Source organism: Collimonas humicola, from assembly GCF_018304945.1.
GTDB classification, from domain to species: domain Bacteria; phylum Pseudomonadota; class Gammaproteobacteria; order Burkholderiales; family Burkholderiaceae_D; genus Collimonas; species Collimonas humicola.
Genome location: NZ_JAGQEE010000003.1, coordinates 40,092 through 64,275, shown reverse-complemented (window position 1 = coordinate 64,275; position 24,184 = coordinate 40,092). Strand labels below are relative to the sequence as shown.

26 protein-coding genes and 1 other RNA gene are annotated in these 24,184 nt (G+C 60.6%); 20 read left to right on the top strand and 7 right to left on the bottom strand.

What is annotated here, in order from left to right; translation table 11 throughout:
- Positions 1–48 precede the first annotated feature (48 nt).
- From hisA to tatC, 8 genes are all read left to right on the top strand, one after another.
- Positions 49–873 (top strand): 1-(5-phosphoribosyl)-5-[(5-phosphoribosylamino)methylideneamino]imidazole-4-carboxamide isomerase, encoded by an 825-nt coding sequence (gene hisA / locus KHU30_RS11890; RefSeq protein ID WP_211442874.1) that lies wholly within the window; start codon positions 49–51, stop codon positions 871–873.
- Positions 870–1,634: an imidazole glycerol phosphate synthase subunit HisF gene (hisF, locus tag KHU30_RS11885; protein ID WP_062111780.1), complete on the top strand. Its 765-nt coding sequence runs from the start codon at positions 870–872 to the stop codon at positions 1,632–1,634. Before hisA ends, hisF begins: the two co-directional genes overlap by 4 nt.
- Positions 1,631–2,026, top strand: coding sequence for a phosphoribosyl-AMP cyclohydrolase (gene hisI / locus KHU30_RS11880; protein ID WP_038485021.1), 396 nt, complete (start codon positions 1,631–1,633; stop codon positions 2,024–2,026). The genes hisF and hisI overlap by 4 nt, the downstream gene beginning before the upstream one ends.
- A gap of 31 nt (positions 2,027–2,057) precedes the next feature.
- Positions 2,058–2,435, top strand: coding sequence for a phosphoribosyl-ATP diphosphatase (locus KHU30_RS11875; protein WP_211442873.1), 378 nt, complete (start codon positions 2,058–2,060; stop codon positions 2,433–2,435).
- Between the two features lie 67 nt (positions 2,436–2,502).
- Positions 2,503–2,874, top strand: coding sequence for a histidine triad nucleotide-binding protein (locus KHU30_RS11870; RefSeq protein ID WP_211442872.1), 372 nt, complete (start codon positions 2,503–2,505; stop codon positions 2,872–2,874).
- Between the two features lie 101 nt (positions 2,875–2,975).
- Complete coding sequence (gene tatA, locus KHU30_RS11865; RefSeq protein ID WP_098497497.1) at positions 2,976–3,185, top strand: Sec-independent protein translocase subunit TatA; 210 nt, start codon at positions 2,976–2,978, stop codon at positions 3,183–3,185.
- A gap of 64 nt (positions 3,186–3,249) precedes the next feature.
- Complete coding sequence (gene tatB / locus KHU30_RS11860) at positions 3,250–3,744, top strand: Sec-independent protein translocase protein TatB (RefSeq protein WP_211442871.1); 495 nt, start codon at positions 3,250–3,252, stop codon at positions 3,742–3,744.
- A 78-nt stretch (positions 3,745–3,822) separates the two neighbouring features.
- Positions 3,823–4,590, top strand: coding sequence for a twin-arginine translocase subunit TatC (tatC, locus tag KHU30_RS11855; RefSeq protein WP_211442870.1), 768 nt, complete (start codon positions 3,823–3,825; stop codon positions 4,588–4,590).
- A 46-nt stretch (positions 4,591–4,636) separates the two neighbouring features.
- On the opposite strand, the gene KHU30_RS11850 is transcribed toward tatC, so the two are convergent.
- Together KHU30_RS11850 and KHU30_RS11845 are read right to left on the bottom strand one after the other, a co-directional pair.
- The gene (locus KHU30_RS11850; protein WP_211442869.1) at positions 4,637–5,326 is read right to left on the bottom strand and encodes a DUF2461 domain-containing protein; all 690 of its coding nucleotides are present in this window, start codon (positions 5,324–5,326) and stop codon (positions 4,637–4,639) included.
- Positions 5,327–5,568: 242 nt separating this feature from the next.
- A complete protein-coding gene (locus KHU30_RS11845) occupies positions 5,569–6,735 on the bottom strand; it encodes a Do family serine endopeptidase (RefSeq protein ID WP_211442868.1) in 1,167 nt (388 codons plus the stop codon).
- A gap of 44 nt (positions 6,736–6,779) precedes the next feature.
- Between KHU30_RS11845 and KHU30_RS11840 the strand changes: the two genes are divergently transcribed.
- The 7 genes from KHU30_RS11840 to KHU30_RS11810 all read left to right on the top strand — a co-directional run bounded on the left by KHU30_RS11840 (position 6,780) and on the right by KHU30_RS11810 (position 15,509).
- Positions 6,780–7,547, top strand: a complete 768-nt coding sequence (locus KHU30_RS11840; RefSeq protein WP_211442867.1) for a Nif3-like dinuclear metal center hexameric protein — start codon at positions 6,780–6,782, stop codon at positions 7,545–7,547.
- 27 nt (positions 7,548–7,574) lie between these two features.
- Entirely contained in the window at positions 7,575–7,961 is a 387-nt protein-coding gene (locus KHU30_RS11835) for an RNA-binding S4 domain-containing protein (RefSeq protein WP_211442866.1), read from the top strand.
- Positions 7,962–8,317: 356 nt separating this feature from the next.
- On the top strand, positions 8,318–8,998 hold the full coding sequence (locus KHU30_RS11830; RefSeq protein ID WP_211443224.1) for a TetR/AcrR family transcriptional regulator: 681 nt from the start codon (positions 8,318–8,320) through the stop codon (positions 8,996–8,998).
- A gap of 22 nt (positions 8,999–9,020) precedes the next feature.
- Positions 9,021–10,811, top strand: coding sequence for an acyl-CoA dehydrogenase C-terminal domain-containing protein (locus KHU30_RS11825; protein WP_211442865.1), 1,791 nt, complete (start codon positions 9,021–9,023; stop codon positions 10,809–10,811).
- Positions 10,812–10,883: 72 nt separating this feature from the next.
- Positions 10,884–13,271 (top strand): 3-hydroxyacyl-CoA dehydrogenase/enoyl-CoA hydratase family protein, encoded by a 2,388-nt coding sequence (locus KHU30_RS11820; RefSeq protein ID WP_211442864.1) that lies wholly within the window; start codon positions 10,884–10,886, stop codon positions 13,269–13,271.
- 14 nt (positions 13,272–13,285) lie between these two features.
- On the top strand, positions 13,286–14,482 hold the full coding sequence (locus tag KHU30_RS11815) for an acetyl-CoA C-acyltransferase (protein WP_211442863.1): 1,197 nt from the start codon (positions 13,286–13,288) through the stop codon (positions 14,480–14,482).
- 262 nt (positions 14,483–14,744) lie between these two features.
- Entirely contained in the window at positions 14,745–15,509 is a 765-nt protein-coding gene (locus KHU30_RS11810) for an enoyl-CoA hydratase (RefSeq protein ID WP_211442862.1), read from the top strand.
- A gap of 127 nt (positions 15,510–15,636) precedes the next feature.
- On the opposite strand, the gene KHU30_RS11805 is transcribed toward KHU30_RS11810, so the two are convergent.
- The 5 genes from KHU30_RS11805 to KHU30_RS11785 all read right to left on the bottom strand — a co-directional run bounded on the left by KHU30_RS11805 (position 15,637) and on the right by KHU30_RS11785 (position 19,539).
- Complete coding sequence (locus KHU30_RS11805; RefSeq protein WP_211442861.1) at positions 15,637–16,014, bottom strand: VOC family protein; 378 nt, start codon at positions 16,012–16,014, stop codon at positions 15,637–15,639.
- A gap of 296 nt (positions 16,015–16,310) precedes the next feature.
- Positions 16,311–16,460: an entericidin A/B family lipoprotein gene (locus KHU30_RS11800; RefSeq protein WP_211442860.1), complete on the bottom strand. Its 150-nt coding sequence runs from the start codon at positions 16,458–16,460 to the stop codon at positions 16,311–16,313.
- Positions 16,461–16,527: 67 nt separating this feature from the next.
- Entirely contained in the window at positions 16,528–17,199 is a 672-nt protein-coding gene (locus KHU30_RS11795; protein WP_230427347.1) for a MarC family protein, read from the bottom strand.
- A 134-nt stretch (positions 17,200–17,333) separates the two neighbouring features.
- Positions 17,334–18,251 (bottom strand): ornithine cyclodeaminase family protein, encoded by a 918-nt coding sequence (locus KHU30_RS11790; RefSeq protein WP_211442859.1) that lies wholly within the window; start codon positions 18,249–18,251, stop codon positions 17,334–17,336.
- Between the two features lie 19 nt (positions 18,252–18,270).
- On the bottom strand, positions 18,271–19,539 hold the full coding sequence (locus KHU30_RS11785) for a D-amino acid dehydrogenase (RefSeq protein WP_211443222.1): 1,269 nt from the start codon (positions 19,537–19,539) through the stop codon (positions 18,271–18,273).
- 252 nt (positions 19,540–19,791) lie between these two features.
- On the opposite strand from KHU30_RS11785, the gene rnpB reads away from it, so the two are divergent.
- From rnpB to KHU30_RS11760, 5 genes are all read left to right on the top strand, one after another.
- An RNA gene (rnpB, locus tag KHU30_RS11780) (RNase P RNA component class A) lies at positions 19,792–20,117 on the top strand.
- Between the two features lie 148 nt (positions 20,118–20,265).
- The gene (locus KHU30_RS11775) at positions 20,266–20,820 is read left to right on the top strand and encodes a fasciclin domain-containing protein (RefSeq protein WP_211442858.1); all 555 of its coding nucleotides are present in this window, start codon (positions 20,266–20,268) and stop codon (positions 20,818–20,820) included.
- Positions 20,821–21,012: 192 nt separating this feature from the next.
- Positions 21,013–22,173: an acyl-CoA dehydrogenase family protein gene (locus KHU30_RS11770; RefSeq protein WP_211442857.1), complete on the top strand. Its 1,161-nt coding sequence runs from the start codon at positions 21,013–21,015 to the stop codon at positions 22,171–22,173.
- A complete protein-coding gene (locus tag KHU30_RS11765) occupies positions 22,170–22,970 on the top strand; it encodes an enoyl-CoA hydratase (protein WP_211442856.1) in 801 nt (266 codons plus the stop codon). The genes KHU30_RS11770 and KHU30_RS11765 overlap by 4 nt, the downstream gene beginning before the upstream one ends.
- Complete coding sequence (locus KHU30_RS11760) at positions 22,970–24,130, top strand: enoyl-CoA hydratase/isomerase family protein (protein WP_211442855.1); 1,161 nt, start codon at positions 22,970–22,972, stop codon at positions 24,128–24,130. Before KHU30_RS11765 ends, KHU30_RS11760 begins: the two co-directional genes overlap by 1 nt.
- Positions 24,131–24,184 lie beyond the last annotated feature (54 nt).

Here is a 24,184-nt window from a genome sequence, read left to right as displayed (position 1 = left end):
AACTGATCCGATCTGATTTTTAACTGAACTCAACCAATTAACGTAGCCATGCTGCTGATACCTGCCATCGACCTCAAAGACGGTCACTGCGTACGCCTGAAACAAGGCGATATGGACCAAGCCACTGTGTTTTCCGACGATCCGGGCGAGATGGCCCGGCATTGGCTGATGCAGGGCGCCCGTCGTCTGCACCTGGTGGACTTGAATGGCGCCTTTGCCGGCAAGCCGAAGAACGAACCTGCGGTCAAAGCCATCATCAAGGCGGTGCGCGAATTCGCCCTGCTCAACGGCGTCGAAGAAATCCCGGTGCAGCTGGGCGGGGGCATCCGCGACCTCGACACCATCGAACGCTATCTCGACGACGGCCTGAGCTACATCATCATCGGCACCGCCGCGGTCAAGAACCCCGGTTTCCTGCATGATGCCTGCAGCGCGTTTCCGGGCCAGATCATCGTCGGCCTGGACGCCAAGGACGGCAAGGTCGCGACCGACGGCTGGAGCAAGCTGTCCGGCCACGAAGTGATTGACCTCGCCAAGAAATTCGAAGACTACGGCTGCGCTTCCATCGTCTACACCGACATCGGCCGCGACGGCATGATGGGCGGCGTCAACATCGAGGCCACCGTCAAGCTGGCGCAAAGCATGACGATCCCGGTGATCGCCTCCGGCGGCGTCCACAACGTCCACGATGTGGAAGCATTGTGCGCGGTGCAGGACGAAGGCATCGAGGCGGTGATCTGCGGCCGTTCGATCTACGAAGGCACGCTCGACCTGCGTTCGGCGCAGGAGCGCGCCGACGAACTGAGCGACGACCTTGGCGACTATGCCGGGGACGAAGATTTATCGGAGCAGCCCGCAGCTGACAAGTCATGACTCTTGCCAAACGCATCATCCCGTGCCTCGACGTGACCAATGGCCGCGTCGTCAAGGGCGTCAATTTCCTGGAGCTGCGCGACGCCGGCGATCCGGTGGAGATCGCCCGCCGCTACGATGAGCAGGGCGCCGATGAACTGACCTTCCTCGATATCACGGCATCTTCGGACAACCGCGACCTGATCCTGCCGATCATCGAAGCGGTGGCGTCGCAGGTCTTCATCCCGCTGACGGTAGGCGGCGGCGTGCGCGTGGTGGAAGATGTGCGCCGTCTGCTGAACGCCGGCGCCGACAAGGTCGGCATCAACACTTCCGCGGTGACCAATCCGCAGCTGGTGGCGGACGCCGCCGCCAAGTACGGTTCGCAATGCATCGTGGTCGCCATCGACGCCAAGCAGGTCGCGCCCGGCAAGTGGGAGGTGTTCACCCATGGCGGCCGCAAGGCCACCGGCCTCGATGCGATCGAATGGGCGCAAAAGATGGAACAGCTGGGCGCGGGCGAAATCCTGCTGACCAGCATGGACCGCGACGGCACCAAGGTTGGTTTCGACCTGGCCTTGACCAGCAGCGTGTCCAATGCCGTGACGATACCGGTGATTGCCTCCGGCGGCGTCGGCGGCTTGCAGGACCTTGCCGACGGCATCAAGATCGGCCGTGCCGATGCGGTGCTGGCAGCGAGCATTTTCCACTATGGTCAACATACTGTGCAGGAAGCCAAGCAGTTCATGGCGGCACAGCAGATTCCGATGAGGCTAGCATGAGCAGCGTGAGTTGGTTAAACAAGGTCAGATGGGATGAGCACGGCCTGGTGCCGGTGATTGCCCAGGAGCTCGGTTCGAACGATGTCCTGATGTTCGCCTGGATGAACCGCGACGCCCTGGCGAAGACGGTGGCGCTGGGCGAGGCAGTCTACTGGAGCCGCTCGCGCAAGAAACTCTGGCACAAGGGCGAGGAGTCCGGCCACGTGCAGAAAGTGCATGAAATCCGTCTCGATTGCGACGAAGACGTCGTGTTGCTGAAAGTGACCCAGGCCGGCGACATCGCTTGCCACACCGGCCGCCATTCCTGCTTCTTCCAGAAGTATGAAAGCGACAGCAAGAGCTGGGAAGCGGTCGAGCCGGTGTTGAAAGAACCGGATGAGATCTACAAATGAGCATTGAGCACAACGGACGGCGGTTGCCATCATGAGTGATACTTTAGAGCGCCTGGCCGCCGTCATCGAGTCGCGCAAGCCGGCCAACGGCGGCGATCCGGCTACCTCCTATGTGGCGCGCCTGTTTGCCAAGGGCGACGATGCGATCCTGAAGAAGATCGGCGAGGAAGCCACCGAAACCGTGATGGCTGCCAAGGATGCGCGCGTCGACGGCGACGTTTCGCATGTCTTGTATGAATGCGCCGACCTGTGGTTCCATTCGATGATCATGCTGGCGCAATTCAACCTGACGCCGCAGGATGTGCTGCAGGAACTGGCGCGGCGCGAGGGTTTGTCGGGGATCGAAGAAAAGGCCAGCCGCAAGTTGAGCGAGCACGAAGCGCAGGAAACCGATACAGGCAAGAATTGAGGCCCGCACCGAGCCACTTTGTTATAGCATCCTGATTCCTTTCGGCTGTTTGATATCTGGAGATAATTTGGAAAATTGTATTTTTTGCAAAATCGCGGCCAAGCAGATTCCGTCCAAGCTGATCTATGAAGACGACGACCTGGTCGTCTTCAACGACATCAATCCGGCGGCGCCTATCCATTTCCTTATTGTGCCGAAACAACATATCGCAACGCTTGCCGATTGCGGCGAGCAGCACACCGCTTTGCTGGGTAAAATGGCGCTCCTGGCGCCGCGCCTTGCAAAAGAGCAAGGTTGCGGCTATCAGCTCGACGCGCAAGGCCACGCCAGCGGCGGCTTCAAGACCTTGTTCAACGTCGGACCGGAGGGCGGCCAAGAGGTGTACCATTTGCATATGCACGTCATCGGCGGACCTAAGCCGTGGCGCGGGCAGCGTTGAACCGGTTTTGCGCCGGCGAAAAATGCTGCCGGGATTGTAAGTAATTAACGGTGTGTTGACTTAGCAGGTCCGGGCACAGGATGTCCGGCAAGGAGAAAAAAATGGGTTCGTTCAGTATTTGGCATTGGTTGATCGTGCTGGTTATCGTGATGTTGGTATTTGGCACCAAAAAAATCGGCAATATGGGCTCCGACCTCGGCAAGGCCGTCAAGGGCTTCAAGGATGGCGTCAAGGGCGAGGAAGAAAAAGCCGCCGCTGACAAACAAACGATTGATGTGGCGGCCAAAGAAAAGGACAAGTCCGGCAACTGAGCGATGACCGTCGCCGGCGCAAATCCATGCTGCCGGCCCGGCCTGATGCTTGCCGCTCCTCCCCATGATTGATATTGGCCTCACTAAACTTGCTCTGATCGGCGTTGTCGCTCTGGTCGTGGTCGGCCCTGAAAAGCTGCCGACCGTCGCGCGCATGGCCGGTTCGCTGTTCGGCCGCGCGCAGCGCTATATCAACGAAGTGAAATCGGAAGTCAGCCGCGAAATCGAGCTGGAAGAGCTGCGCAAGATGCAGCAGGACGTGCAGGAAGCCGCCAGCGATATCGAACAGAGCATTGCCAGCAGCATCTCCGACGCCAACAAATACGTCCATGCCGCCTGGGACGATAGCGCCAGCATGACGCCGGAAACCTACAAGGTTGAACAGCTGGCGATCAAGGCCAAGAGTTTTCGCAAGAAAAAGCTGGCGCGCAGCAGCGCTGTTCCAGCCTGGTACAAGCAGCAAAGCGGCCAGAAATCGCGCGTGCTGTCCGGCGCCGCCCGCGTGGCGAAATACCGGCCGGCCAGCCAGGGCAAGTCTTCCGGCTCATTTTTTTCATGATCTCATGCGTCAACCATATGAACCGCCGGTCGACGCCTGATATCCGCACAATAGCTTGTTCGCAAAATACCCGCCCCCATGACTGAAGAACAGAAAACCAGCGGCGTCGAAGAGACGTTCATTTCGCACCTGGTGGAATTGCGCAATCGCATCATGAAGGCCTCGATCGCGATCATCGTGATCTTCCTGTGTCTGATGCCGTGGTCGGCGAATATCTACGACTTCCTGGCGGCGCCTATGCTGAGCGCGCTGCCGCACGGCAGCAAGATGATTGCCACCGGCGTCATCACGCCATTCCTGATTCCGGTCAAGGTGACCTTGCTGGTGGCCTTCGTCATCGCCCTGCCATGGGTGCTGTACCAGCTGTGGGCCTTCATCGCGCCGGGTTTGTACGCCCATGAAAAGAAATTGATTGCGCCGCTGGTGGTGTCGTCTTCGATCCTGTTCATCACTGGCGTGGCCTTCTGTTATTACCTGGTGTTCGGGGTGATTTTCCACTTCATCAACAAAGTGGCCCCGACTTCGATTTCGGTGACGCCGGACATCGACAACTACTTCGATTTCGTGATGACCATGTTCATCGCCTTCGGCATGACGTTTGAGGTGCCGATCGTGGTGATCGTACTGGTGCGCATGGGCCTGGTGTCGCTGGAAAAGCTGAAATCCATCCGCCCCTACGTGATCGTGGGCGCTTTCGTGGTGGCCGCCATCGTGACGCCGCCGGACATCATGAGCCAGATGCTGCTGGCGGTGCCCCTGTGCCTGCTGTACGAAATCGGCCTGCTGGTGGCGCCTTTGTTCGTCAAGGCGACCCAGGCGCCGGTCGACGCCGAGGAAACGGTCTAAGCAATATCGCCATCAAGCGAGCGGCCATGCAGCCGCTCTCCGGCCGTCATTCAGCGGCAACCGGCGTCTTGATCTGGCGCAGCCAGCTGACCAGCGGATAGGCATCCTTGAAGCCGTTCAGCAGTTCTTTCTCCAATGCGTCTGACAGCATCTTCTTGATCGGCTGTTCCTTCCAGACGATGAAATTCTTCAGCTTGATATATTCGATATGCGGCGCATCGGCATCGAATCCCTTCGGCGGGCGGATCAGTTTGCCCTCGGATTGCAAGGTACCGTAGGTCGCCACCAGCTTCTTGTTCTTCAGCAGCTTGCCAAAACCGCCGGCATCCGCCACCACCTGGTTGCGGATCGCGCGCAAGCGGTCGGCGGGCGGCATGTATTCGCCGCCGGCCACCAGCAGCGTGCCGCTGGCATCGATGTGGAAATAGTAGGAGGGACCGCCGCCCTGGCTCGGTTTCTTCAAGCCGCTGGCGATGATGGACGCCGAGAAGTAGGTCTTGTACGGACTCTTGTCATGCGAAAAACGCATGTCCCGGTTGATGCGGAACAAGGCCTTCTTCGGATTGCAGCCGGCAATCGAGGGGTCGAATTTGCTGACCTCGCCGATCAGGCGCGTCACCAGCTCCAGGAATTCCGCGCGCAGGATATCGTAGCGCGGCTTGTTCATGACGAACCAGGCCCGGTTGTTGTTTTCAGAAAGTTCGGCAAGGTATTGGGTCAGGTCGCGGACATGCATTGCAGTTTTCCTTTATGCGATTGCTTTTATCGAAGCCTATTGGGTGGCGTGGTCGCGGGTATGGATATGGCTAATTGGCAGTTGGTAATTATCGCACCAGATCAGCGATTCGATCGCCTAGCCAGCATTTTGCAGTGATGACCGCAAGCGCTGATCAACCTGCCGATCGGGATCGCTGTCTATCCGTTGTGCGCCGGCATGCTGCTTGGCCTGGGCGCGTGGCCCGGGCCAGTGCGACCCGGTTACTCGGCCTCGCGCTTCATCGGCGGTCGCTTGCCGATGATGGCTTCCACCGTGCTTTCCTGGGCCTTGCGCAGCACGGTCAGTTTCGCCTTGCTGCCCGGCTGCAGCTGGGCGATCAGGTTGGTCATGTCGGTGCTGTCGGTGATCGGCTTGCCTTCGATCGCCACCAGGATATCGCCCGGCTTCAGGCCGGCCTTGTCGGCCGGGCCGCTCTTGATGACGCCGGCGATGATGGCGCCGGTCTTGCGCGTCAGGCCGAAGCTTTCCGCCAGTTCCGGCGTGATGTCCTGCGGTTCGACGCCGATATAGCCGCGCACCATGTGGCCGGTGTTGATGATCGATTCCATCACGGTCTTGGCGGTCGTCATGGGCACCGCAAAACCGATCCCGAGCGAACCGCCGGTGCGCGAATAGATGGCGGTGTTGATGCCCAGCAGGTTGCCGTTGGTGTCGATCAGGGCGCCGCCCGAATTGCCGGGATTGATGGCGGCATCGGTCTGGATGAAGTTTTCAAACTGGTTGATGCCGAGATGGCTGCGGCCCAGCGCCGAGATAATCCCCATGGTCACGGTCTGGCCGACGCCGAACGGATTGCCGATCGCCAGCACGACATCGCCGACACTGGCTTCGTCCGCCCGGCCCAGCGTGATGGCCGGCAGGTTGGGCAGCTCGATCTTGATCACCGCCAGGTCGGTTTCCGGATCGGTGCCGACTACCTTGGCGGTAGTCGTGCGGCCATCGGCCAGCGCCACTTCGATTTCATCGGCCGATTCGACCACGTGGTTATTGGTCAGGATATAGCCTTGCGCACTGACGATGACGCCGGAACCCAGGCTGGATTGCTTGTCCTCCGAATCGTCGCCGCGGTCGCCGAAGAATTTGCGCAGCAGCGGGTCTTCCAGCACTTCCGGACTGGCGGCCTTGGCTTCCTTGCTGGTGAAGATATTCACCACCGACGGCATCGCCCGCTGCGAGGCCTGGCGGTACGAGCTCGGCGCGAGCGTCCCCGGCGCCGCTTCCTGCAGCGGTACCTTGGAGGCGGCGATATGCAGGCGCGAACTGGTCAGTGACCCGGTTAGCCAATCCGGCTTCAAGGTCGTTACAATGAACAGGATCGCTAAACCGACGGTCACGGTTTGTGCAAATAACAGCCAGAAACGTCGCATAGTGGAGTCTTGGTAGAGGGTCAAAAAGCAGAGGGTCAAAAATCGTGAGTCAACATTCAGTCAGCCGCATCGACATGGCAAAGTATCTTGCCGAAGCATTAAACATTATACAGTTCCGTGACTATTGTCCCAATGGCTTGCAGGTTGAAGGCCGGGGGCAAATTCAGCGCCTGGTGAGCGGCGTTACCGCCAGCCAGGCTTTGCTGGAGGCTGCAGTGGAGGCAGGCGCCGATGCGATCCTGGTGCACCATGGCTATTTCTGGCGCGGCGAGGATGCGCGCGTCATCGGCAGCAAGCATAAACGGCTGAAGTTGTTGTTAACACATGATATCAACCTGTTCGCCTATCACCTGCCGCTGGATTCCCATCCGCAGTTCGGCAACAACGTGCAGTTGGCGCAGCAGCTGGACCTGGTGCCGGATGGCCGCTTCGGCGACGATCAGCTGGGCTGGCTGGGCCATGCCGCCGCGCCGCAGATGCAGACCGTGGGCGACCTCGCCGCTGTCATCGAACGCCGCCTGCAGCGCGCGCCGCTGCTGATCGGCGACCCGGCGCAGCCGTTGGCTAGCGTGGCTTGGTGCACCGGCGGCGCGCAAGGCATGCTGGGCGATGCTATCGCGGCCGGCGCCAGCGCCTACATCAGCGGCGAGATTTCCGAGCCGACCGTGCATCTGGCGCGCGAAAGCGGCGTGGCCTACCTGGCGGCGGGGCACCACGCCACCGAGCGCTACGGCGTGCAGGCGCTGGGGCGGCACCTGGCGGAACGCTTCGGCCTGCAGCATCAGTTCATCGATATCGACAATCCGGTTTGAGCGCAAGCAGGATATAGGCATGACGGCATGAGCAAAACAGTAGAAATCGTCAGGATCGACAAATGGCTGTGGGCGGCGCGGTTTTTCAAGACGCGTACCCTGGCCAGCGATGCGGTCGATAACGGCAAGGTGAAGCTGAACGATGAGCGCACCAAACCGGCGCGCAACCTCAAGGCAGGCGATACCCTGGCGATCGACAACGGCGCCAGCGTCTGGGAGGTCGAGGTATTGCTGCTGGCCGATGTCCGCGGCTCGGCTGCGATCGCGCAAACGCTGTACCGGGAAACCGAGCAAAGCATGGCTAGACGCAGCGTGGTGGCCGAGGATCGGAAATTCTTCAAGGAACCCACCATGGCGATCAAGGGCCGGCCCACCAAGCGCGACCGCCGTTTGTTGGATAAAGCACAATCCTGAGGCGATTTTCCAATGCCGATCTGACATCGCTTTCGTGCAGTTTTCCCGGTAGCGTGGGACTGCCCGGAGCGTTTCCCCCGTACTGGCGGCGTTGCGGCACACGCCAGGCGTCGGACTCAAGCAGCGCAAACGAACTCCCGATCAAAGTCGAAGGAGCTCTCGGTAGAATCGCCCCTCTAAGTCGCTGTTTGACATTTCGATTCTGGTGCATAATAGTACGAGCGTTCGCATTCTTGCGGGCATGAGTAAAACCATCATGCCAAAGCGAGCAGGCGCCGCTCAACACCAAAGCTAACCAGAGCCAACCAGGCAGAGACAGGACTATCGTGGCACACACCGACACGCCGCCAAAATTCATGCGTAAAGGCGAAATGACGCGCGCAGCGATTCTGGATGTCGCCATCACGCTGGCCAGCCGCGACGGCCTCGAAGGCTTGACCATCGGTTTGCTGGCTGAAAAAATGAACATGAGCAAGTCCGGCGTGTTCGCGCATTTCGGCTCGCGTGAAGACCTGCAGATCGAAGTGGTGAAGCTGTACCACCGCCAGTTCGAACAAGAAGTGTTCTATCCCAGCATCAAGGAAGCACGTGGCTTGCCGCGCCTGGAATGCATGTTTGCGCGCTGGATCCGCCAGGTGACGATTGAAATCGCCTCTGGCTGCATCTATATCAGCGGCGCGGTCGAGTACGACGACCGGCCTGGCGAAATCCGCGAACAGCTGGTGACCATGGTGCGCACCTGGCAGCTGGCTTTGCACCGCTGCGCCTTGCAGGCGGTCGAGGCCGGCCATCTGCGGGCTGATACCGACGCCGACCAGCTGGTGTATGAAATGTACGGCCTGATCCTGGGCTTGCACCACGACGCCCGCTTCCTCAAGAAGGCCGGCAGCGTGGAGCGCGCGCAAAAAGGCTTTGACCGCCTGATCGACAGCTACCGCAACGCGCAGCCGTCGGCAACTGTCGGCAAGGCGGTATCGCAGAATCAAAAAACGAATCAAAAAATCGCTGCCAAACCGGCAGCCAGACCAATCCAATAAAGTCAATCATCAGGAGAGCACCATGGGTCAATACGTCGCGCCACTGCGGGATATGCAATTCGTCATGCACGAGTTGCTGCATGTAGAAGATGAACTGAAACAATTGCCGAAGCATGCCGAGATTGATGCCGACATCATCAATCAAGTGCTGGAAGAGGGCGGTAAATTTACCTCCCAGGTACTGTTCCCGCTGAACCATTCCGGCGACCGCGAAGGCTGCCACCACGACAAGGCTACCCACACCGTTACCGCGCCAAAGGGTTTCAAGGAAGCCTACAAGCAGTATGTGGAAGCCGGCTGGCCATCGCTGTCCTGCGATCCTGAATTCGGCGGCCAGGGCCTGCCGCTGGTGATCAACAATTCGTTCTACGAAATGATGAATTCGGCCAATCAGGCCTGGACCATGTACCCGGGCTTGTCGCACGGCGCCTACGAGTGCCTGCACGCACACGGCACGCCGGAGCAGCAAGCGCTGTACCTGCCTAAGCTGGTGTCCGGCGAATGGACCGGCACCATGTGCCTGACCGAATCGCATTGCGGCACCGACCTTGGCATGCTGCGCTCGAAAGCCGAGCCGCAGGCCGACGGTTCCTACAGCATCACCGGCAGCAAGATTTTCATCTCGGCCGGCGAGCACGACATGTCGCAAAACATCATCCATCTGGTGCTGGCGCGCCTGCCAGGCGCACCGGAAGGTTCCAAGGGAATCTCCCTGTTCCTGGTGCCGAAATTCCTGCCGAACGCAGACGGTTCGCTGGGCGCGCGCAATCCAATCACTTGCGGCGCGATCGAAGAAAAGATGGGCATCCACGGCAACTCGACCTGCCAGATGAACCTGGACGGCGCTACCGGCTGGCTCATCGGCAGCCCGCACAAGGGCTTGAACGCGATGTTCGTGTTCATGAACGCTGCCCGCCTTGGCGTCGGCATGCAAGGCCTGGGTTTGACGGAAGTGGCTTACCAGAACGCATTGGTGTACGCCAAGGACCGCATCCAGATGCGCAGCCTGTCCGGCATCAAGGCGCCGGACCGGCCAGCCGATCCGATCATCGTCCATCCCGACGTACGCCGCATGCTGCTGACCGCAAAAGCATATGCTGAAGGCGCGCGCGCTTTCTGTTCTTACGTCGCGCTGCAGCTGGACAAGGAACTGAACCACCCGGACGAGCAAGTGCGCAAGGACTGCGCCGATGAAGTCGCCCTGCTGACGCCGGTGATCAAGGCTTTCATCACCGACAACGCCTGGACCGCGACATCGGAATGCATGCAGGTATACGGCGGCCACGGCTTCATCGCCGAGTGGGGCATGGAGCAGTATGTGCGCGATGCCCGCATCAACATGATCTATGAAGGCACCAACACCATCCAGTCGCTCGATTTGCTGGGCCGCAAGGTGTTGATGGACAACGGCGCCAAGCTGAAGAAATTCGGCGCCAAGGTGCAGGCATTCATCGAAGAAAACGGCGCCGATGAAGCGCTGTCGGAATTCATCACGCCGCTGGCCGACCTGGGCGACAAGGTCAGCAAGCTGACCATGGAAATCGGCATGAAGGCTTTCCAGAATCCGGACGAAGCCGGCGCAGCAGCAGTACCTTACCTGCGCGTGGTTGGCCACCTGGTGTACGCCTACTTCTTTGCGCAAATGGCAAAGATCGCTTTGGCCAAGCAAGATTCAGGCGACAAGTTCTACGTTTCCAAGCTGGCGACCGCACGCTTCTATTTCGCCCGCCTGCTGCCGGAAACTGCAATGCTGATTCGTCAGGCACGCTCCGGTTCGGGCAGCCTGATGGCGCTGGATGCGGATTTGTTCTAAATAAGCCGTAGGGTGGGCCTGGCGCGCTCAGCGCAGGCCTGCACTCCCAACAGACTGACCAAGGAGAAACAAGTGTCGAATTTCATCGTTAAAAAAGTCGCCGTCCTCGGCGCCGGCGTGATGGGCGCGCAAATCGCGGCCCATTGCCTGAACGCCAAGGTACCGGTGGTGCTGTTCGATCTGCCGGCCAAGGAAGGCCCGAAAAACGGTATCGTCCTGCGCGCCATCGAAAACCTGAAGAAGCTCAGCCCTGCGCCTTTGGGCAACAAGGATGACGCATCCCTGATCGAAGTCGCCAACTACGAAGACAACCTGGATGTGCTGGCCGGTTGCGACCTGATCATCGAAGCCATCGCTGAGCGCATGGACTGGAAGCACGACCTGTACAAGAAGGTTGCGCCGCACATTGCGCCGAACGCGATTTTCGCATCCAACACTTCCGGCCTGTCGATCACCGCATTGTCGGAAGGGTTCGACGCTGAATTGAAAGCACGCTTCTGCGGCGTCCACTTCTTCAACCCGCCGCGCTACATGCACCTGGTGGAACTGATCCCGACCGCCACCACCAAGCCAGAGATCCTCGATCAGCTGGAAGGCTTCCTGGCGACGACGCTGGGCAAGGGCGTGGTCCGCGCTAAAGATACCCCGAACTTCATCGCCAACCGCGTGGGCGTGTTCGGCATCCTCTCGACGGTTCATCAAGCTGAAAAATTCGGCCTCTCAGTCGACGTGGTGGATGATCTGACCGGCGCCAAGCTGGGCCGCGCCAAGTCCGGTACTTTCCGTACCGCCGACGTGGTTGGCCTGGACACCATGGGCCATGTGATCAAGACCATGCAGGACAACCTGAAGGACGATCCTTTCTACGGCGTGTACGCAACGCCGCCGCTGCTGGCCAAGCTGGTCGAGCAGGGCGCGCTCGGCCAGAAGGCCGGCGCCGGCTTCTACAAGAAGGTCGGCAAGGACATCCTGCGCATCGACGCCGCCAAGGGCGAGTACGTGACCGGCGGCGGCAAGGCCGACGAACTGGTGGCGCGCATCCTGAAAGACAAGGATCCGGTCAAGCGCATGAAAACCCTGCGCGAATCGACCAATCCGCAAGCGCAATTCCTGTGGTCCATCTTCCGCGACGGCTTCCACTACATCGCCGTCCACATGGAATCGATTGCCGACAACGCACGCGACATCGATTTCGCCATGCGCTGGGGCTTCGGCTGGAGCGTAGGTCCTTTCGAAATCTGGCAAGCCGCCGACTGGAAGCAGATCGCCGGCTGGGTCAAGGAAGATATCGACGCCGGCAAGGCGCTGTGCAATGCACCGTTGCCAGCCTGGGTATTCGACGGCCGCACTGGCGTGCACGCTGCCGACGGTTCCTACTCGCCGGCGAAGAAAGCCAACGTTGCCCGTTCCACTCTGCCAGTCTACGAGCGCCAGGTGTTCCGCGCACCGTTGCTGGGCGAGGGCGTAGCCGACGGCAAGACTGCCGGCACCACCGTATTCGAGGACGACTCGGTACGCGCATGGCATCAGAACGACGACGTCCTGGTCCTGTCCTTCAAGACCAAGATGCACGTCATCGGACCTGGCGTCATCGCCGGTCTGAACAAAGCGGTTGCCGAGGCAGAAAAGAATTACAAGGGACTGGTGCTGTGGCACGCGGATGCAGCTGAAGGCGGCGCATTCTCTGCCGGCGCCGACCTGCAATCGATGCTGCCATTGTTCATGTCGGGCGGCGCCAAGGCGATCGAACCGATGGTCGCCGAGTTGCAGCAAGCCTTCATGGGCCTCAAGTACGCCAGCGTACCAGTGGTTGCCGCAGTGGCTGGCCTGGCGCTGGGCGGCGGCTGCGAATTGGCGCTGCACACAGCCAAGCGTGTCGCATCGATCGAATCGTACATCGGCCTGGTCGAAGTCGGCGTTGGCCTGATTCCTGCCGGCGGCGGTTTGAAGGAAGCTGCAGTACGTGCCGCCAACGACGCCAAGGGCAACGACATCCTGCAATTCCTGAAGACTTCCTTCATGAATGCCGCCACAGCGAACGTCTCGAAATCGGCGCTGCAAGCGAAGAGCATGGGCTACCTGAAAGCCGATGACGTGATCGTGTTCAACGCCTACGAGCTGCTGCACGTAGCCAAGGTTGAGGCACGCGCCATGTTCGACGCCGGCTACCGCCCACCGCTGAAGGCGCAGATCGCAGTCGTAGGCCGCGACGGCATCGCCACCATCCTGGCGCAGCTGGTCAACATGCGCGACGGCGGCTTCATCTCGGCACATGACTACAAACTGGGCCACATGATTGCCAACATCGTTTGCGGCGGCGAAGTCAACGAAGGCAGCATCGTGAATGAACAATGGTTGCTGGACCTGGAGCGCAAAGCGTTCGTCGAACTGCTGAACAACCCTAAGACGCAAGAGCGGATCATGGGCATGATGCAGACCGGAAAACCAGTGCGCAACTAACGAGGAAGATTAAAATGAGCAAACAACTTCAAGAAGCGTATATCGTTTCCGCAACCCGTACGCCAATCGGCAAGGCGCCGCGCGGCATGTTCAAGAACACCCGTCCGGACGACCTGCTGGTGCGCGTCATGCAGTCCGCCATGGCGCAAGTGCCAGGCCTGGATCCCAAGCTGGTGCAGGACGCCATCATCGGCTGTTCCTTCCCTGAGGGCGCGCAAGGTCTGAACATGGCGCGTAACGCCGTGCTGCTGGCCGGCCTGCCGAACACCATCGGCGGCGTTACTGTCAACCGTTACTGCGCATCCGGCATTACCGCGATCGCCATGGCTGCCGACCGCATCCGCGTCGGCGAGGCTGATGTCATGATCGCCGGCGGCGCCGAATCGATGTCGATGGTGCCGATGATGGGTTTCCATCCTTCGGTCAACATGAACGCGTTCTCGGATGAAAACGTCGGCATGGCCTACGGCATGGGTTTGACTGCGGAAAAAGTCGCTCAGCAATGGAAAGTTTCGCGCGAAGCGCAAGACGCGTTTTCGGTGGAATCGCACCGCCGCGCCATCGCCGGCCAGCAGGCTGGTGAGTTCAAGGATGAAACTACTTCCTTCGACATCATCGAGCGCTTCCCGAACCTGGCCACCGGCCAGATCGACATCAAGAACCGCACCGTCGACCGCGACGAAGGCGCACGCGCCGAGTCGAGCATGGAAACGCTGGGCAAGCTGAAGGCGGTGTTTGCCGCCAAAGGCACGGTCACTGCAGGCAACAGCTCGCAAATGTCGGATGGCGCCGGCGCCCTGATCCTGGTCAGTGAAAAAATCCTCAAGGAACACAACCTGACCCCGCTGGCGCGTTTCGTCTCGTTCGCAGTACGCGGCGTACCGCCGGAAATCATGGGCATCGGTCCTAAGGAAGCGATCCCGGCAGCGCTGCGCGCGGCCGGCCTGACCCAGGACCAGCTGGACTGGATCGAACTGAACGAAGCATTTGCAGCGCAAGCGCTGGCAGTGATTCAGGACCTCGGCCTGGATCCATCCAAGGTCAACCCGCTGGGCGGCGCCATTGCGCTGGGCCATCCGCTGGGCGCAACCGGCGCCATCCGTGCCGCAACTGCGATCCACGGCATCCGCCGCCGCAACCAGAAATACGGCATGGTCACCATGTGCGTTGGTGCGGGCATGGGCGCTGCGGGTATTTTCGAACGCATGTAATCGTTTGAATTAGCAGATTGTCACAAGCAATCGTAAAAAACAAAAAAGCCGTGCAGCCATCCTTCGCACGGCTTTTTTGTCTTCCAGTCCGCCACAGGCGCAATAGTTTGTTTGTCAGCGGCGGACCGCGTTGCATGGCGCTTGCCGTACTAGCGTACTGTCTGCGCGCCATGCGCCTTGTTCTCGCGTCTGTGGCGAACTGGAAGACCGCGATTTACGATCTATTCTATCGAACGTGTTGTAGTGATAAATGGAGTACCAGATGGATATTTTGACCAGCAAGGAAAACGGCATCCTGACGATTGAATTCAACCGTCTCGAAAAGAAGAATGCCATCACCGCCGCCATGTACCAGACCATGGTCGACGCCTTGAAAGACGCAGAGACAGATAACGCAGTGCGCGCCATCCTGTTCTTAGGCAAGCCGCAGATCTTCAGCGCCGGCAACGACCTCGAAGATTTCATGAAGAACCGTCCCACCGGCACCGACAGCCCGGTGTTCCAGTTCCTGTGGCAGATCAGCCATGCCAGCAAGCCGATGGTAGCCGCAGTCGCCGGCGCCGCAGTCGGTATCGGCACCACCCTGCTGATGCATTGCGACCTGGTCTACGCAGCCGACGACGCCCGTTTCTCGATGCCGTTCACGCAGCTGGGTTTGTGCCCGGAAGCCGCCTCCAGCCTGATCTTGCCGCAGATTGCAGGTTATCAGCGCGCAGCCGAAAAGCTGCTGCTGGGCGAAGCCTTCACGGCAGAAGAGGCCGCATCCATGGGCCTGGTCAACAAGGTCTTGCCGGCGGAAGAACTGCTGGCGTTTGCGCAGGCGCAGGCGGCTAAGCTGGTGGCGTTGCCGGCAGCGTCTATCCGCATCACCAAGCGTTTGATGAAGGGCGCGCAGACTGCTGAAGTGGAAGCGCGGATGGCGCAGGAGATCGAACATTTCGGCGCCATGCTGAAAGCACCTGAGGCGGCGGAAGCATTTATGGCATTTTTTGAGCGGCGCAAGCCTGACTTCAGCAAGTTTTGCTGAGTAGCGTTTTCTTTGCACGCATAAGGAGCCCGACGACAAGTCGGGTTTTTTTATGGGCGCTCGGAATAGGCGCATTTTTACAGGCGTATTTTGTACCCGAAGTTGCTTGTATTGCGTGAAGTAAGAGTTAGGTTTTGGATTCGTGGCAAACCACCTCGATGTTGTGCCCGTCCGGACCAATGACAAAAGCTGCATAGTAGTTCGCGTGGTAGTGCGGGCGCAGACCAGGCGCACCATTGTCTTTGCCACCCGCCTCCAGGGCCGCGCGATAGAAGGCTTCGACTTGCTGGCGATTCTCGGCCGTGAACGCCAAGTGAAGACGCGCCGGCTTCTCTTCGGTTTGGCAGAGGCACAATGAAGCCTTACTCGTTGGGGCAATAAGCTCGACACCGTAGGTCGGTGGTCCCTCCGAGGCAACAGCTACGCCGAGCGGTTCAAGTGCCTTGAGGAAGAACGCTTTGCTCGCTGCATAGTCGCTGACGCCGAATTTAACGTGGTCAAACATGAATTCTCCTGAAGTGTGTGGATCGGCGCTTTATTTCCCCAGCAGCGCCAGGGAATGATTCCATTGCCGCTTCGATTCTCACTGGTTCGGACTTGGCTTAGGCCTCGCACTTTAGCTTGCACGATTCTAAAATTGGATGTGTCTGTCTGACGCTGATTGGCGTAGCCAAATGCAGGATGAAGTTTTTTGTCTGAGTCGGGCTTACGGAGCGACTCTAATCAAGCAGATATTGTTGACATGGGGACCGGCAAGGAGCGGCTGATAACACTGCCCGCCCCATGCCTATCCGCCCGGAATTACATTTTCTTCTGCGCATCCTGCGCAGCGTCCTGCACCTTTTCACCGCCGGTCTGCACATCCTTACCCATGCCCGCTACCGTGTTGCAAGCGGATATCGCGCCAAACATGCCAAACATTGCTGCAATGACCATGATTTTCTTGAGCATTGTGTTCTCCGTGTGGGTTGGTGAGGCAATAATCTTATCATCAGCCCCCGCTTTGTCCACGCTTAAATCAATGCGCTTGCCATATCATCAAGAGACCGCTGACGCCATCCCACAGGATCTGCACGCCGATGCACAGCAGGATGAACGAGGTCATGCGCTGCATGACGGTGGTGCCGGTATCGCCCAGCAGCCGGATCAGTACGCCAGCAAAGCGGTTGCTCAGGTAGACCGCCAGCGCCGCCAGCGCCAGGCCGACTACGGCGGCCACCAGCGACAGCGGCAGCGGCACATTGGGTACGCGTACGCCGGCGCCGAGGGTGATGGCGACTGAGATCGAGCCAGGTCCCACGGTCAGCGGAAAAGCCAGCGGGTAGAACGCTTTCTTTGACGCCAGCTCCTCGGTCCAGAGCGATTCCGGCACGGCTTCGCCTTTCGGCATTTCGTCGGAGTTCAGCATTTTCCAGGAGGTGGCCACCACCAGCAGGCCGCCTGCTACCTTGACTACCGGCAGCGACAAGCCGAAGAAGGCCAGCACGTGGGTACCGATGAACATGCCGCCTATCAGCAGCAGGAAGGAGTTGATGGCGACCCGCCGCGCCAGCGAATTGCGGGTGGCGTCGGAGGCGGCGATGGTCAGCGAGTGGAAAATCGGTGCGCCGCCAGGCGGGTTCATGATCGGCAACAGCGCCGCCAGCACAAAGAGCACCGTCTTCATGAAGCTGAGTAAGTGGAATTCCATGTGTGCCGGTCGTCGGTAATCGTGCATTGACTGCCGGCGGCGATTTGCAGCGCCGCCGGCAGTGAGAGCCCGATTCTAGACCGCCGGCCTGGCGGCGGCAAGTGATGCCGTCAGGCGCGCAAGGATAAGCCTTGTTACCAGCCGTAGCGCTCGCATGCGCGCCGGTAGACCAGGCCGGACAGGGCGATGTCTTCGACGCCGACGCCGATCGCCTTGTAGATCACCAGGTCGTCGGGCCGGCGTTGGTAGCCGCTGCTGCCGTCGACAATCTGTCCCAGTTCCCATACGTTCTCCCAGGCGAAAGTGCCTGGCTGGCATAGCAGCAGGTCGCCGGCTTCCTGCTGTGCCTGCGGCTTCCATTCCACTACCAGCGCGTTGGCGCGCGCAATCGCGCGGTCGTCGAGTTCGCGCAGGTTGCCTTTGCTGGCGCCGACGGCGGCCACGAAAGCGCCGGGCTTCAGCAGATCGCCGGCAAACAGCGGCTGGGCCGAACGCGTGACGGTCACCACCACATCGCCCGCTTGCGCCGCTTCGTCGATGCTGACAGCACGCGCCGGCACGCCGGTCTGGTACGTGATCTGCTCGGAAAACTGTTGCTGGCCGCTGCGGCCGGCGATCAGGATTTCCTTGAACTTGCGCACTGCCAGCAAGGCCGGCACATGCGAGTGGCCTTGGACGCCGGTGCCGATCACCGCCAGCGTGGCGGCATCCTGGTTGGCCAGATGGTCGGCGGCAACGGCGGTGGCGGCAGCGGTACGCAAGCCCGTCATGGTGTCGGATTCAATCGTTGCCAGGGGCCGGCCGTCCTCGGTGGAGAACAGCACGGTGACGAAATGGAACTTGCCATTGATGGTGGTGTAGACCTTGTAGCCGGCGATGCCGGCGGCGGGCAGCAGGGCGCCCATGCTGGACATCATGACGGGACCGGCGCTGGTGCGCATGCGCGCTTGCTGCGCGCCTTGGCCTATGCCCTTGAAGGCCTGGCGCATGGCGTCGATTGCATCGTTGGTGTTGATCAGTTCGGCGACTTGCTGGTTGGTGATGAGTTTCATGATTGTCCTCGGCCGCGGGTTAGGGTTTGAATGCAAAGGGACTGGCGTCGATGGCAGTAGCCTTGCCGGCGATCAGCTGCGCCAGCAGGCTTGCGCTGCCGTGCGCCAGGGTCCAGCCGAGGCTGCCGTGGCCGACGTTCAGGTACAGGTTCTTCAGCGGCGAGGCGCCGACGATAGGCACGCCGCTCGGCGTCGCCGGCCGGAATCCGGTCCATGGCGACAGGCTCGCACTATCCGACAGGTCGGCGCAGCCGGGAAACAGTTCGCCGACGCCGCGCTTCAGTTCATCGATGGCGGCGGCGGGTACGCTGCGATCCATGCCGACCAGTTCCACCCGTCCGGCGACGCGCAGGCGGTTGCCGAGCCGCGCGTAGACGATTTTCCTGGACAGGTCGGTGATCGACACTTGCGGCGCCGCAGCCTGGTGGCTGGCGTCGTTCAGCGGAACGGTGATGCTGTAGCCCTTGAGCGGATACAGCGGCAGCGAAAATCCTGCCTGGCGCGCAAAGCCGGCGCTGTCGGCGCCGAGCGCCAGCACGAAAGCGTCAGCCTCGATTCTTTCCGCGCCGGCATGCACCGCGGTCAGTGCAGCGGCACGCATTTCCGGTTTGCCGATGCGCTGTGAGTGGGCGAAGCGGAAGCCGGGCTGCCGCAACATCGCCGCCACCAGCTGCTGGCAGAACGTGGCGCAATCGCCGGCTTCTTCGCTCGGGGTATACACGCCGCCAGCCCAGTCGCGTCTGGCGTTGGCCAGCGCCGGCTCGATCTGCAGGCAGCGCGCGGCGTCGATGATCTCTTGCTGGCATCCATGCTGCGCCTGGAAGTCGATCTGCCTGCGCGCGCCTTCCAGGCCTTTGGCGTCGCTGTACAGCACCAGCTTGCCGGCGGTGCGATGCTGGAAATCCAGCGGGACGGTCGTGGTCAGCTGCCGCAATTGGTCGCGGCTGAAGGAAGACAGGTGCAGCAGGTCGATCGTGGTCTGGCGCACGCGCTTGCTGTTGCAGGCGCCGAGGAATTTGAGCAGCCAGCGCCACTGCGCCGTATCCATTTTCGGCCGCAGGGTCAGCGGCGAATCGGCGCTGAACAGATATTCCGGCCAGTGCATCCACACCGAGGGATCGGCCAGCGGCGCCACGTACGAGTAGCTTAGCTGCGCGCCGTTGCCCAGGCTGGTCTGGCTGCCGGGCTGCGCTGCCGCATCGACCAGGGTCACCTCATGGCCGGCTTCCAGCAGGCGGTAGGCGGAGGTCACGCCGATGATGCCGGCGCCGAGTACGCAGATGTGCATGTGTTCTATCCTGTTGCGCAAGGTTTGAATGACGTCGCGGCAAGCCGCTGCGCCGGTTATCCGTTTGCGCTTGCGGTTTTGCACTGCAATAATTCCTGGATACTATACGTAGGCGCGGGGCGCCTGTCTCATGCCAATTTGGCATCGCCGGACTGAGCCGTGCGCTGCAAATCGCTGCCTCCAGTCAAATAATAGCGAAATATCAGCATAGTATCGGCGAGCCTGGCGGCGCATTGCGGTAGAATGCCGCCTGAAGTAAGCCAGACAGCCGCTGGCTGGCGCTGCAAGGCGCCGGCGGGAGGAAGGTCCGGACTCCATAGAGCAGGGTGACGGTTAACGGCCGTCCGCCGCGAGGCGAGGAATAGGGCCACAGAGACGAGCGTATTAAGTTACGGTGAAACGCGGTAACCTCCACTCGGAGCAATCTCAAATAGGCACGCGTTGATGTTGCTCGCGGAGCGTGCGGGTAGAGAGCTGGAGCGCTGGAGCAATCCAGCGCCTAGAGGAATGGCTGTCATAACGCGAGGGTGCAAGCCTGGACGTCGTAACAGAATCCGGCCTATCGGCTTACTTCATTTTCTTTCGATTGCTGCAGCAAGCGCAGCATCATCTGGTGGTTGCCCCACATCTTGCATGTTTTTTTGAATCCGGCGAATCCAGTTTCGGCACGGTTGCGTATATGACTGTGCAGGCTCCGAAATCTGACTCTCATTCGAAGGAATCATCATGCGCAAACTTACTTATGCTTTGACTTTGTCCGCCGCTTTGATCGCCGCCGGTGCGGCTAATGCAGAAGACACCGTGATGGTGGGCGGGCAAAACATGTACCCCAGCAAGGACATCGTCGATAACGCCGTCAATTCAGCCGATCACACCACCCTGGTGGCGGCAGTAAAAGCTGCGGGCCTGGTCGATACGCTCAAGGGCAAGGGGCCGTTCACCGTCTTCGCGCCCACCAACGCCGCCTTCGCCAAGCTCCCGGCCGGTACGGTGGAAACCCTGGTCAAGCCTGAGAACAAGGCCACCCTGACCAAGATCCTGACTTACCACGTGGTTCCTGGCCGCTACGGTTACGCCAAGCTGGAAAGCGAAATCAAGAAGGGCGGCGGCAAGGCTGAACTGGCCACCGCCAGCGGCGGCAAGCTGACGTTCATGCAGAACGGTCCGCGTAACATCTACGTCGTGGACGATGGCGGCCATGCTGCCAATATCAGCACCTATGACGTGAATCAGTCGAACGGCGTGATCAACGTCATCGATACCGTGCTGCTGCCTAAATAAGCAAGGCGGATAGGCCGGATTCAAGCGTTTCAGTGGCAGTGAGTTGGGCGACGGCATTCTCCCCGTCGCCATTTTTTCGCCTGAACGGTTTGGGTGACGTTTACGTTAACGTCAATTATTGTTATTCTGCTGGGATATAAATTGCCGTCAGCAGCAATCATCGCCCCTTATTCGTTTTGGAGACAGACCACCATGGACTTTGAATTATCAGAAGATCAACGCGCATTCCAGCAAACCGCGCGTGATTTCGCAGCAGGAGAACTGGCGCCGCACGCGGCCAAATGGGACGCCGAGGCGATTTTCCCGGTCGACGTCATCGCCAAGGCCGGCGAGCTGGGCTTTTGCGGCTTGTATACGCCGGAAGAAGTCGGCGGCCTGGGCTTGTCGCGGCTCGACGCCACCATCGTGTTCGAGGAACTGGCGCGCGGCTGCACTTCCACCACGGCCTACCTGACGATCCACAACATGGTGAGCTGGATGATCGCCAACTGGGCGACCCCGGCGGTAAAAGAGACCTGGTGCGGCAAGCTGGCGAGCGGGCAGAAGCTTGGCTCCTACTGCCTGACCGAACCGGGTTCGGGCTCTGATGCGGCTTCGCTGAAGACCAGCGCGGTGCTGGCCGATGGCCATTACGTCATCAACGGTTCCAAAGCGTTTATCTCTGGCGCGGGCTCCACCGATGTGCTGGTGCTGATGGCACGCACCGGCGCCGGCGGCGCGCATGGGGTGTCGGCCTTCGTGGTGCCGGCCGATGCGCCAGGCATCAGCTACGGCCGTAAGGAAGAAAAAATGGGCTGGAACAGCCAGCCTACCCGCACCATCAGTTTCGACAATGTGCGGATTCCGGCCGACCACCTGCTGGGACAGGAAGGCGAAGGCTTCCGGCTGGCGATGCGCGGCCTGGATGGCGGCCGCATCAACATCGCTACCTGTTCGGTAGGCACCGCCCAGGCCGCACTCGATGCGGCGCATGCCTACATGAGCGAGCGCCGCCAGTTCAACCGGCCGCTGTCGGATTTCCAGGCGCTGCAATTCAAGCTGGCCGACATGCAGACCGAGCTGGTCGCAGCGCGCCAGATGGTGCGCCTGGCCGCCTGCAAGCTGGATGCCAAGGACCCTAACGCCACCACCTACTGCGCGATGGCGAAACGCTTCGCCACCGATATCGGCTTCCGGATCTGCAATGAAGCGCTGCAGATCCATGGCGGCTATGGTTATATCCGCGAGTATCCGCTGGAGCGCCATTTCCGCGACGTCCGCGTGCACCAGATCCTGGAAGGCACCAACGAAATCATGCGCGTGATTATCGCCCGCCAGTTGCTGGGCAATGCATCCAACGAGGACATCCGATGAGCAGCTCCTACACTGAAGATCGCTACATCAACCTGCGCCTGGAAATTGTCGGCCACACGGCCGTGGTGACCATGGCCAATCCACCGGCCAACACCTGGACCGGCGAGGCCTTGCGCGACCTGACCCGGCTGGTGCAGGCGCTCAACGTCGACAACAATATCTACAGCCTGGTGCTGACCGGCGAAGGCGAGAAATTCTTTTGCGCCGGCGCCGACCTGAAACTGTTTGCCGATGGCGACAAAGTGATGGCGCGCGAGATGGCGCGCCGCTTCGGCGAAGCATTCGAAACCTTGTCGGCCTTTCGCGGCGTCTCGATCGCCGCCATCAACGGCTACGCCATGGGCGGCGGTCTGGAATGCGCGCTGGCCTGCGATCTGCGCATCGCCGAAGAGCATGCGCAGATGGCCTTACCGGAAGCGGCGGTCGGCTTGCTGCCTTGCGCCGGCGGCACCCAGAACCTGCCCTGGCTGGTGGGCGAAGGCTGGGCCAAGCGCATGATCCTGTGCGGCGAGCGCGTCAACGCCGACACCGCATTGCGCATCGGCCTGGTGGAAGAGCTGGTTAAAAAAGGCGAAGCCCGCCAGCGCGCACTGGCGCTGGCAGAGCAGGTCGCCCGGCAAAGTCCGTCGAGCGTCAGCGCGTGCAAGAAATTGATCCAGGGCGCGCGCGCCAATCCGCTGGCCACCTTGCTGCCGGTGGAGCGCGAGCTGTTCCTCGATCTGTTCGATACCAAGGATCAAAAGGAAGGCGTCAACGCCTTCCTGCAAAAACGTCCGCCAGTCTGGAGTAATGAATAATGGAAGATGTAGTGAAGGTTGCCGCGCCGGCGCTGTTTGAAGAACTGGTCGCCGCCAACGGCAAGCGCATCGGCGTCGCCACCCTGAATGTTGAAAAGACCCTGAATGCGATCTCGCTGGAAATGGTCGATCTGCTCGATGCGCAATTGCGCGCTTGGGCCGGTGATCCGCAGATTGCCATGGTGCTGCTGCAGGCGGCCGGCGAGAAGGCGTTCTGCGCCGGCGGCGACTTGCAGGATTTGTACCGCACCATGCTGGACCAGCATGCGTCCGGCCAGAGCGCGGACATCAAGAGCAACACTTACGCTTGCGATTTCTTCGAGCGCGAATATCGCCTTGACTACCTGATCCATACTTATCCCAAGCCGATGCTGGCCTGGGCGCACGGCATCGTGATGGGCGGCGGCATCGGCCTGATGGCCGGCGCCAGCCACCGCGTGGTGACCGAGAAATCGCGGCTGGCCATGCCGGAAATCACGATCGGCTTGTACCCGGATGTCGGCGGCACCTGGTTCCTGAACCGCATGCCGGGCCAGCTCGGCCTGTTCCTGGCCTTGACCGGGGCTTCCTTCGGCGCCGCAGACGCCGTTTTCGCGCGCCTGGCCGACTATCAGATCGAACACGGCCAGAAGCCGGCGTTGCTGGCAAGCTTGTTGAGCCAGCCGTGGGATGGCAAACAGGACGATGTGCTGCTGACGCGGGTTTTGCTGGCCGCGGAACAGCAGGCCAAGCCGGCATTCGCCGCCGCGCCGACACCGTTGCGCCAGCATTTTGAATTGATACATCAGCTATGCGGCGCGCCGACGCTGGATGAAGTCGTGCAAAACATCGTCGGCCTGCAAACCGACGACGGCTGGCTGCAAAAAGGCATCGCCACCCTGGTCGCCGGCAGCCCGGCTTCGGCCTGGCTGTCGCATGCACTGCAAAAGCGCGCGCTGCACATGTCGCTGGCCGAAGTGTTCCGGCTGGAATATGTGGTGTCGCTGCATTGCGCCGCCCGCACCGATTTTGCCGAAGGCATACGGGCCCTGATCATCGACAAGGACCGCCAGCCGAAATGGCAGCCGGCCATCCTCGCGGAAGTCAGCGGGGAATGGGGCAACGGCTTTTTCGACGATCCGTGGCCAGAGAACGATCACCCGCTGGCGGATTTGAGTTAAGGTTGACCGCCTGGCCGGCCTTGGACAAGGCCGGCTTATCCTGTTTCATTTTTC

What these genes read in the sequence shown, in the direction of transcription:
- hisA (WP_211442874.1), top strand. Translation starts at nt 49, where the DNA reads ATGCTGCTGATACCTGCCATCGACCTCAAAGACGGTCACTGCGTACGC.
- hisF (WP_062111780.1), top strand. Translation starts at nt 870, where the DNA reads ATGACTCTTGCCAAACGCATCATCCCGTGCCTCGACGTGACCAATGGC.
- hisI (WP_038485021.1), top strand. Translation starts at nt 1,631, where the DNA reads ATGAGCAGCGTGAGTTGGTTAAACAAGGTCAGATGGGATGAGCACGGC.
- KHU30_RS11875 (WP_211442873.1), top strand. Translation starts at nt 2,058, where the DNA reads ATGAGTGATACTTTAGAGCGCCTGGCCGCCGTCATCGAGTCGCGCAAG.
- tatA (WP_098497497.1), top strand. Translation starts at nt 2,976, where the DNA reads ATGGGTTCGTTCAGTATTTGGCATTGGTTGATCGTGCTGGTTATCGTG.
- tatB (WP_211442871.1), top strand. Translation starts at nt 3,250, where the DNA reads ATGATTGATATTGGCCTCACTAAACTTGCTCTGATCGGCGTTGTCGCT.
- tatC (WP_211442870.1), top strand. Translation starts at nt 3,823, where the DNA reads ATGACTGAAGAACAGAAAACCAGCGGCGTCGAAGAGACGTTCATTTCG.
- KHU30_RS11850 (WP_211442869.1), bottom strand. Translation starts at nt 5,326, where the DNA reads ATGCATGTCCGCGACCTGACCCAATACCTTGCCGAACTTTCTGAAAAC.
- KHU30_RS11845 (WP_211442868.1), bottom strand. Translation starts at nt 6,735, where the DNA reads ATGCGACGTTTCTGGCTGTTATTTGCACAAACCGTGACCGTCGGTTTA.
- KHU30_RS11835 (WP_211442866.1), top strand. Translation starts at nt 7,575, where the DNA reads ATGAGCAAAACAGTAGAAATCGTCAGGATCGACAAATGGCTGTGGGCG.
- KHU30_RS11830 (WP_211443224.1), top strand. Translation starts at nt 8,318, where the DNA reads ATGCGTAAAGGCGAAATGACGCGCGCAGCGATTCTGGATGTCGCCATC.
- KHU30_RS11825 (WP_211442865.1), top strand. Translation starts at nt 9,021, where the DNA reads ATGGGTCAATACGTCGCGCCACTGCGGGATATGCAATTCGTCATGCAC.
- KHU30_RS11815 (WP_211442863.1), top strand. Translation starts at nt 13,286, where the DNA reads ATGAGCAAACAACTTCAAGAAGCGTATATCGTTTCCGCAACCCGTACG.
- KHU30_RS11810 (WP_211442862.1), top strand. Translation starts at nt 14,745, where the DNA reads ATGGATATTTTGACCAGCAAGGAAAACGGCATCCTGACGATTGAATTC.
- KHU30_RS11805 (WP_211442861.1), bottom strand. Translation starts at nt 16,014, where the DNA reads ATGTTTGACCACGTTAAATTCGGCGTCAGCGACTATGCAGCGAGCAAA.
- KHU30_RS11800 (WP_211442860.1), bottom strand. Translation starts at nt 16,460, where the DNA reads ATGCTCAAGAAAATCATGGTCATTGCAGCAATGTTTGGCATGTTTGGC.
- KHU30_RS11795 (WP_230427347.1), bottom strand. Translation starts at nt 17,199, where the DNA reads ATGGAATTCCACTTACTCAGCTTCATGAAGACGGTGCTCTTTGTGCTG.
- KHU30_RS11790 (WP_211442859.1), bottom strand. Translation starts at nt 18,251, where the DNA reads ATGAAACTCATCACCAACCAGCAAGTCGCCGAACTGATCAACACCAAC.
- KHU30_RS11785 (WP_211443222.1), bottom strand. Translation starts at nt 19,539, where the DNA reads ATGCACATCTGCGTACTCGGCGCCGGCATCATCGGCGTGACCTCCGCC.
- KHU30_RS11775 (WP_211442858.1), top strand. Translation starts at nt 20,266, where the DNA reads ATGCGCAAACTTACTTATGCTTTGACTTTGTCCGCCGCTTTGATCGCC.
- KHU30_RS11770 (WP_211442857.1), top strand. Translation starts at nt 21,013, where the DNA reads ATGGACTTTGAATTATCAGAAGATCAACGCGCATTCCAGCAAACCGCG.
- KHU30_RS11765 (WP_211442856.1), top strand. Translation starts at nt 22,170, where the DNA reads ATGAGCAGCTCCTACACTGAAGATCGCTACATCAACCTGCGCCTGGAA.
- KHU30_RS11760 (WP_211442855.1), top strand. Translation starts at nt 22,970, where the DNA reads ATGGAAGATGTAGTGAAGGTTGCCGCGCCGGCGCTGTTTGAAGAACTG.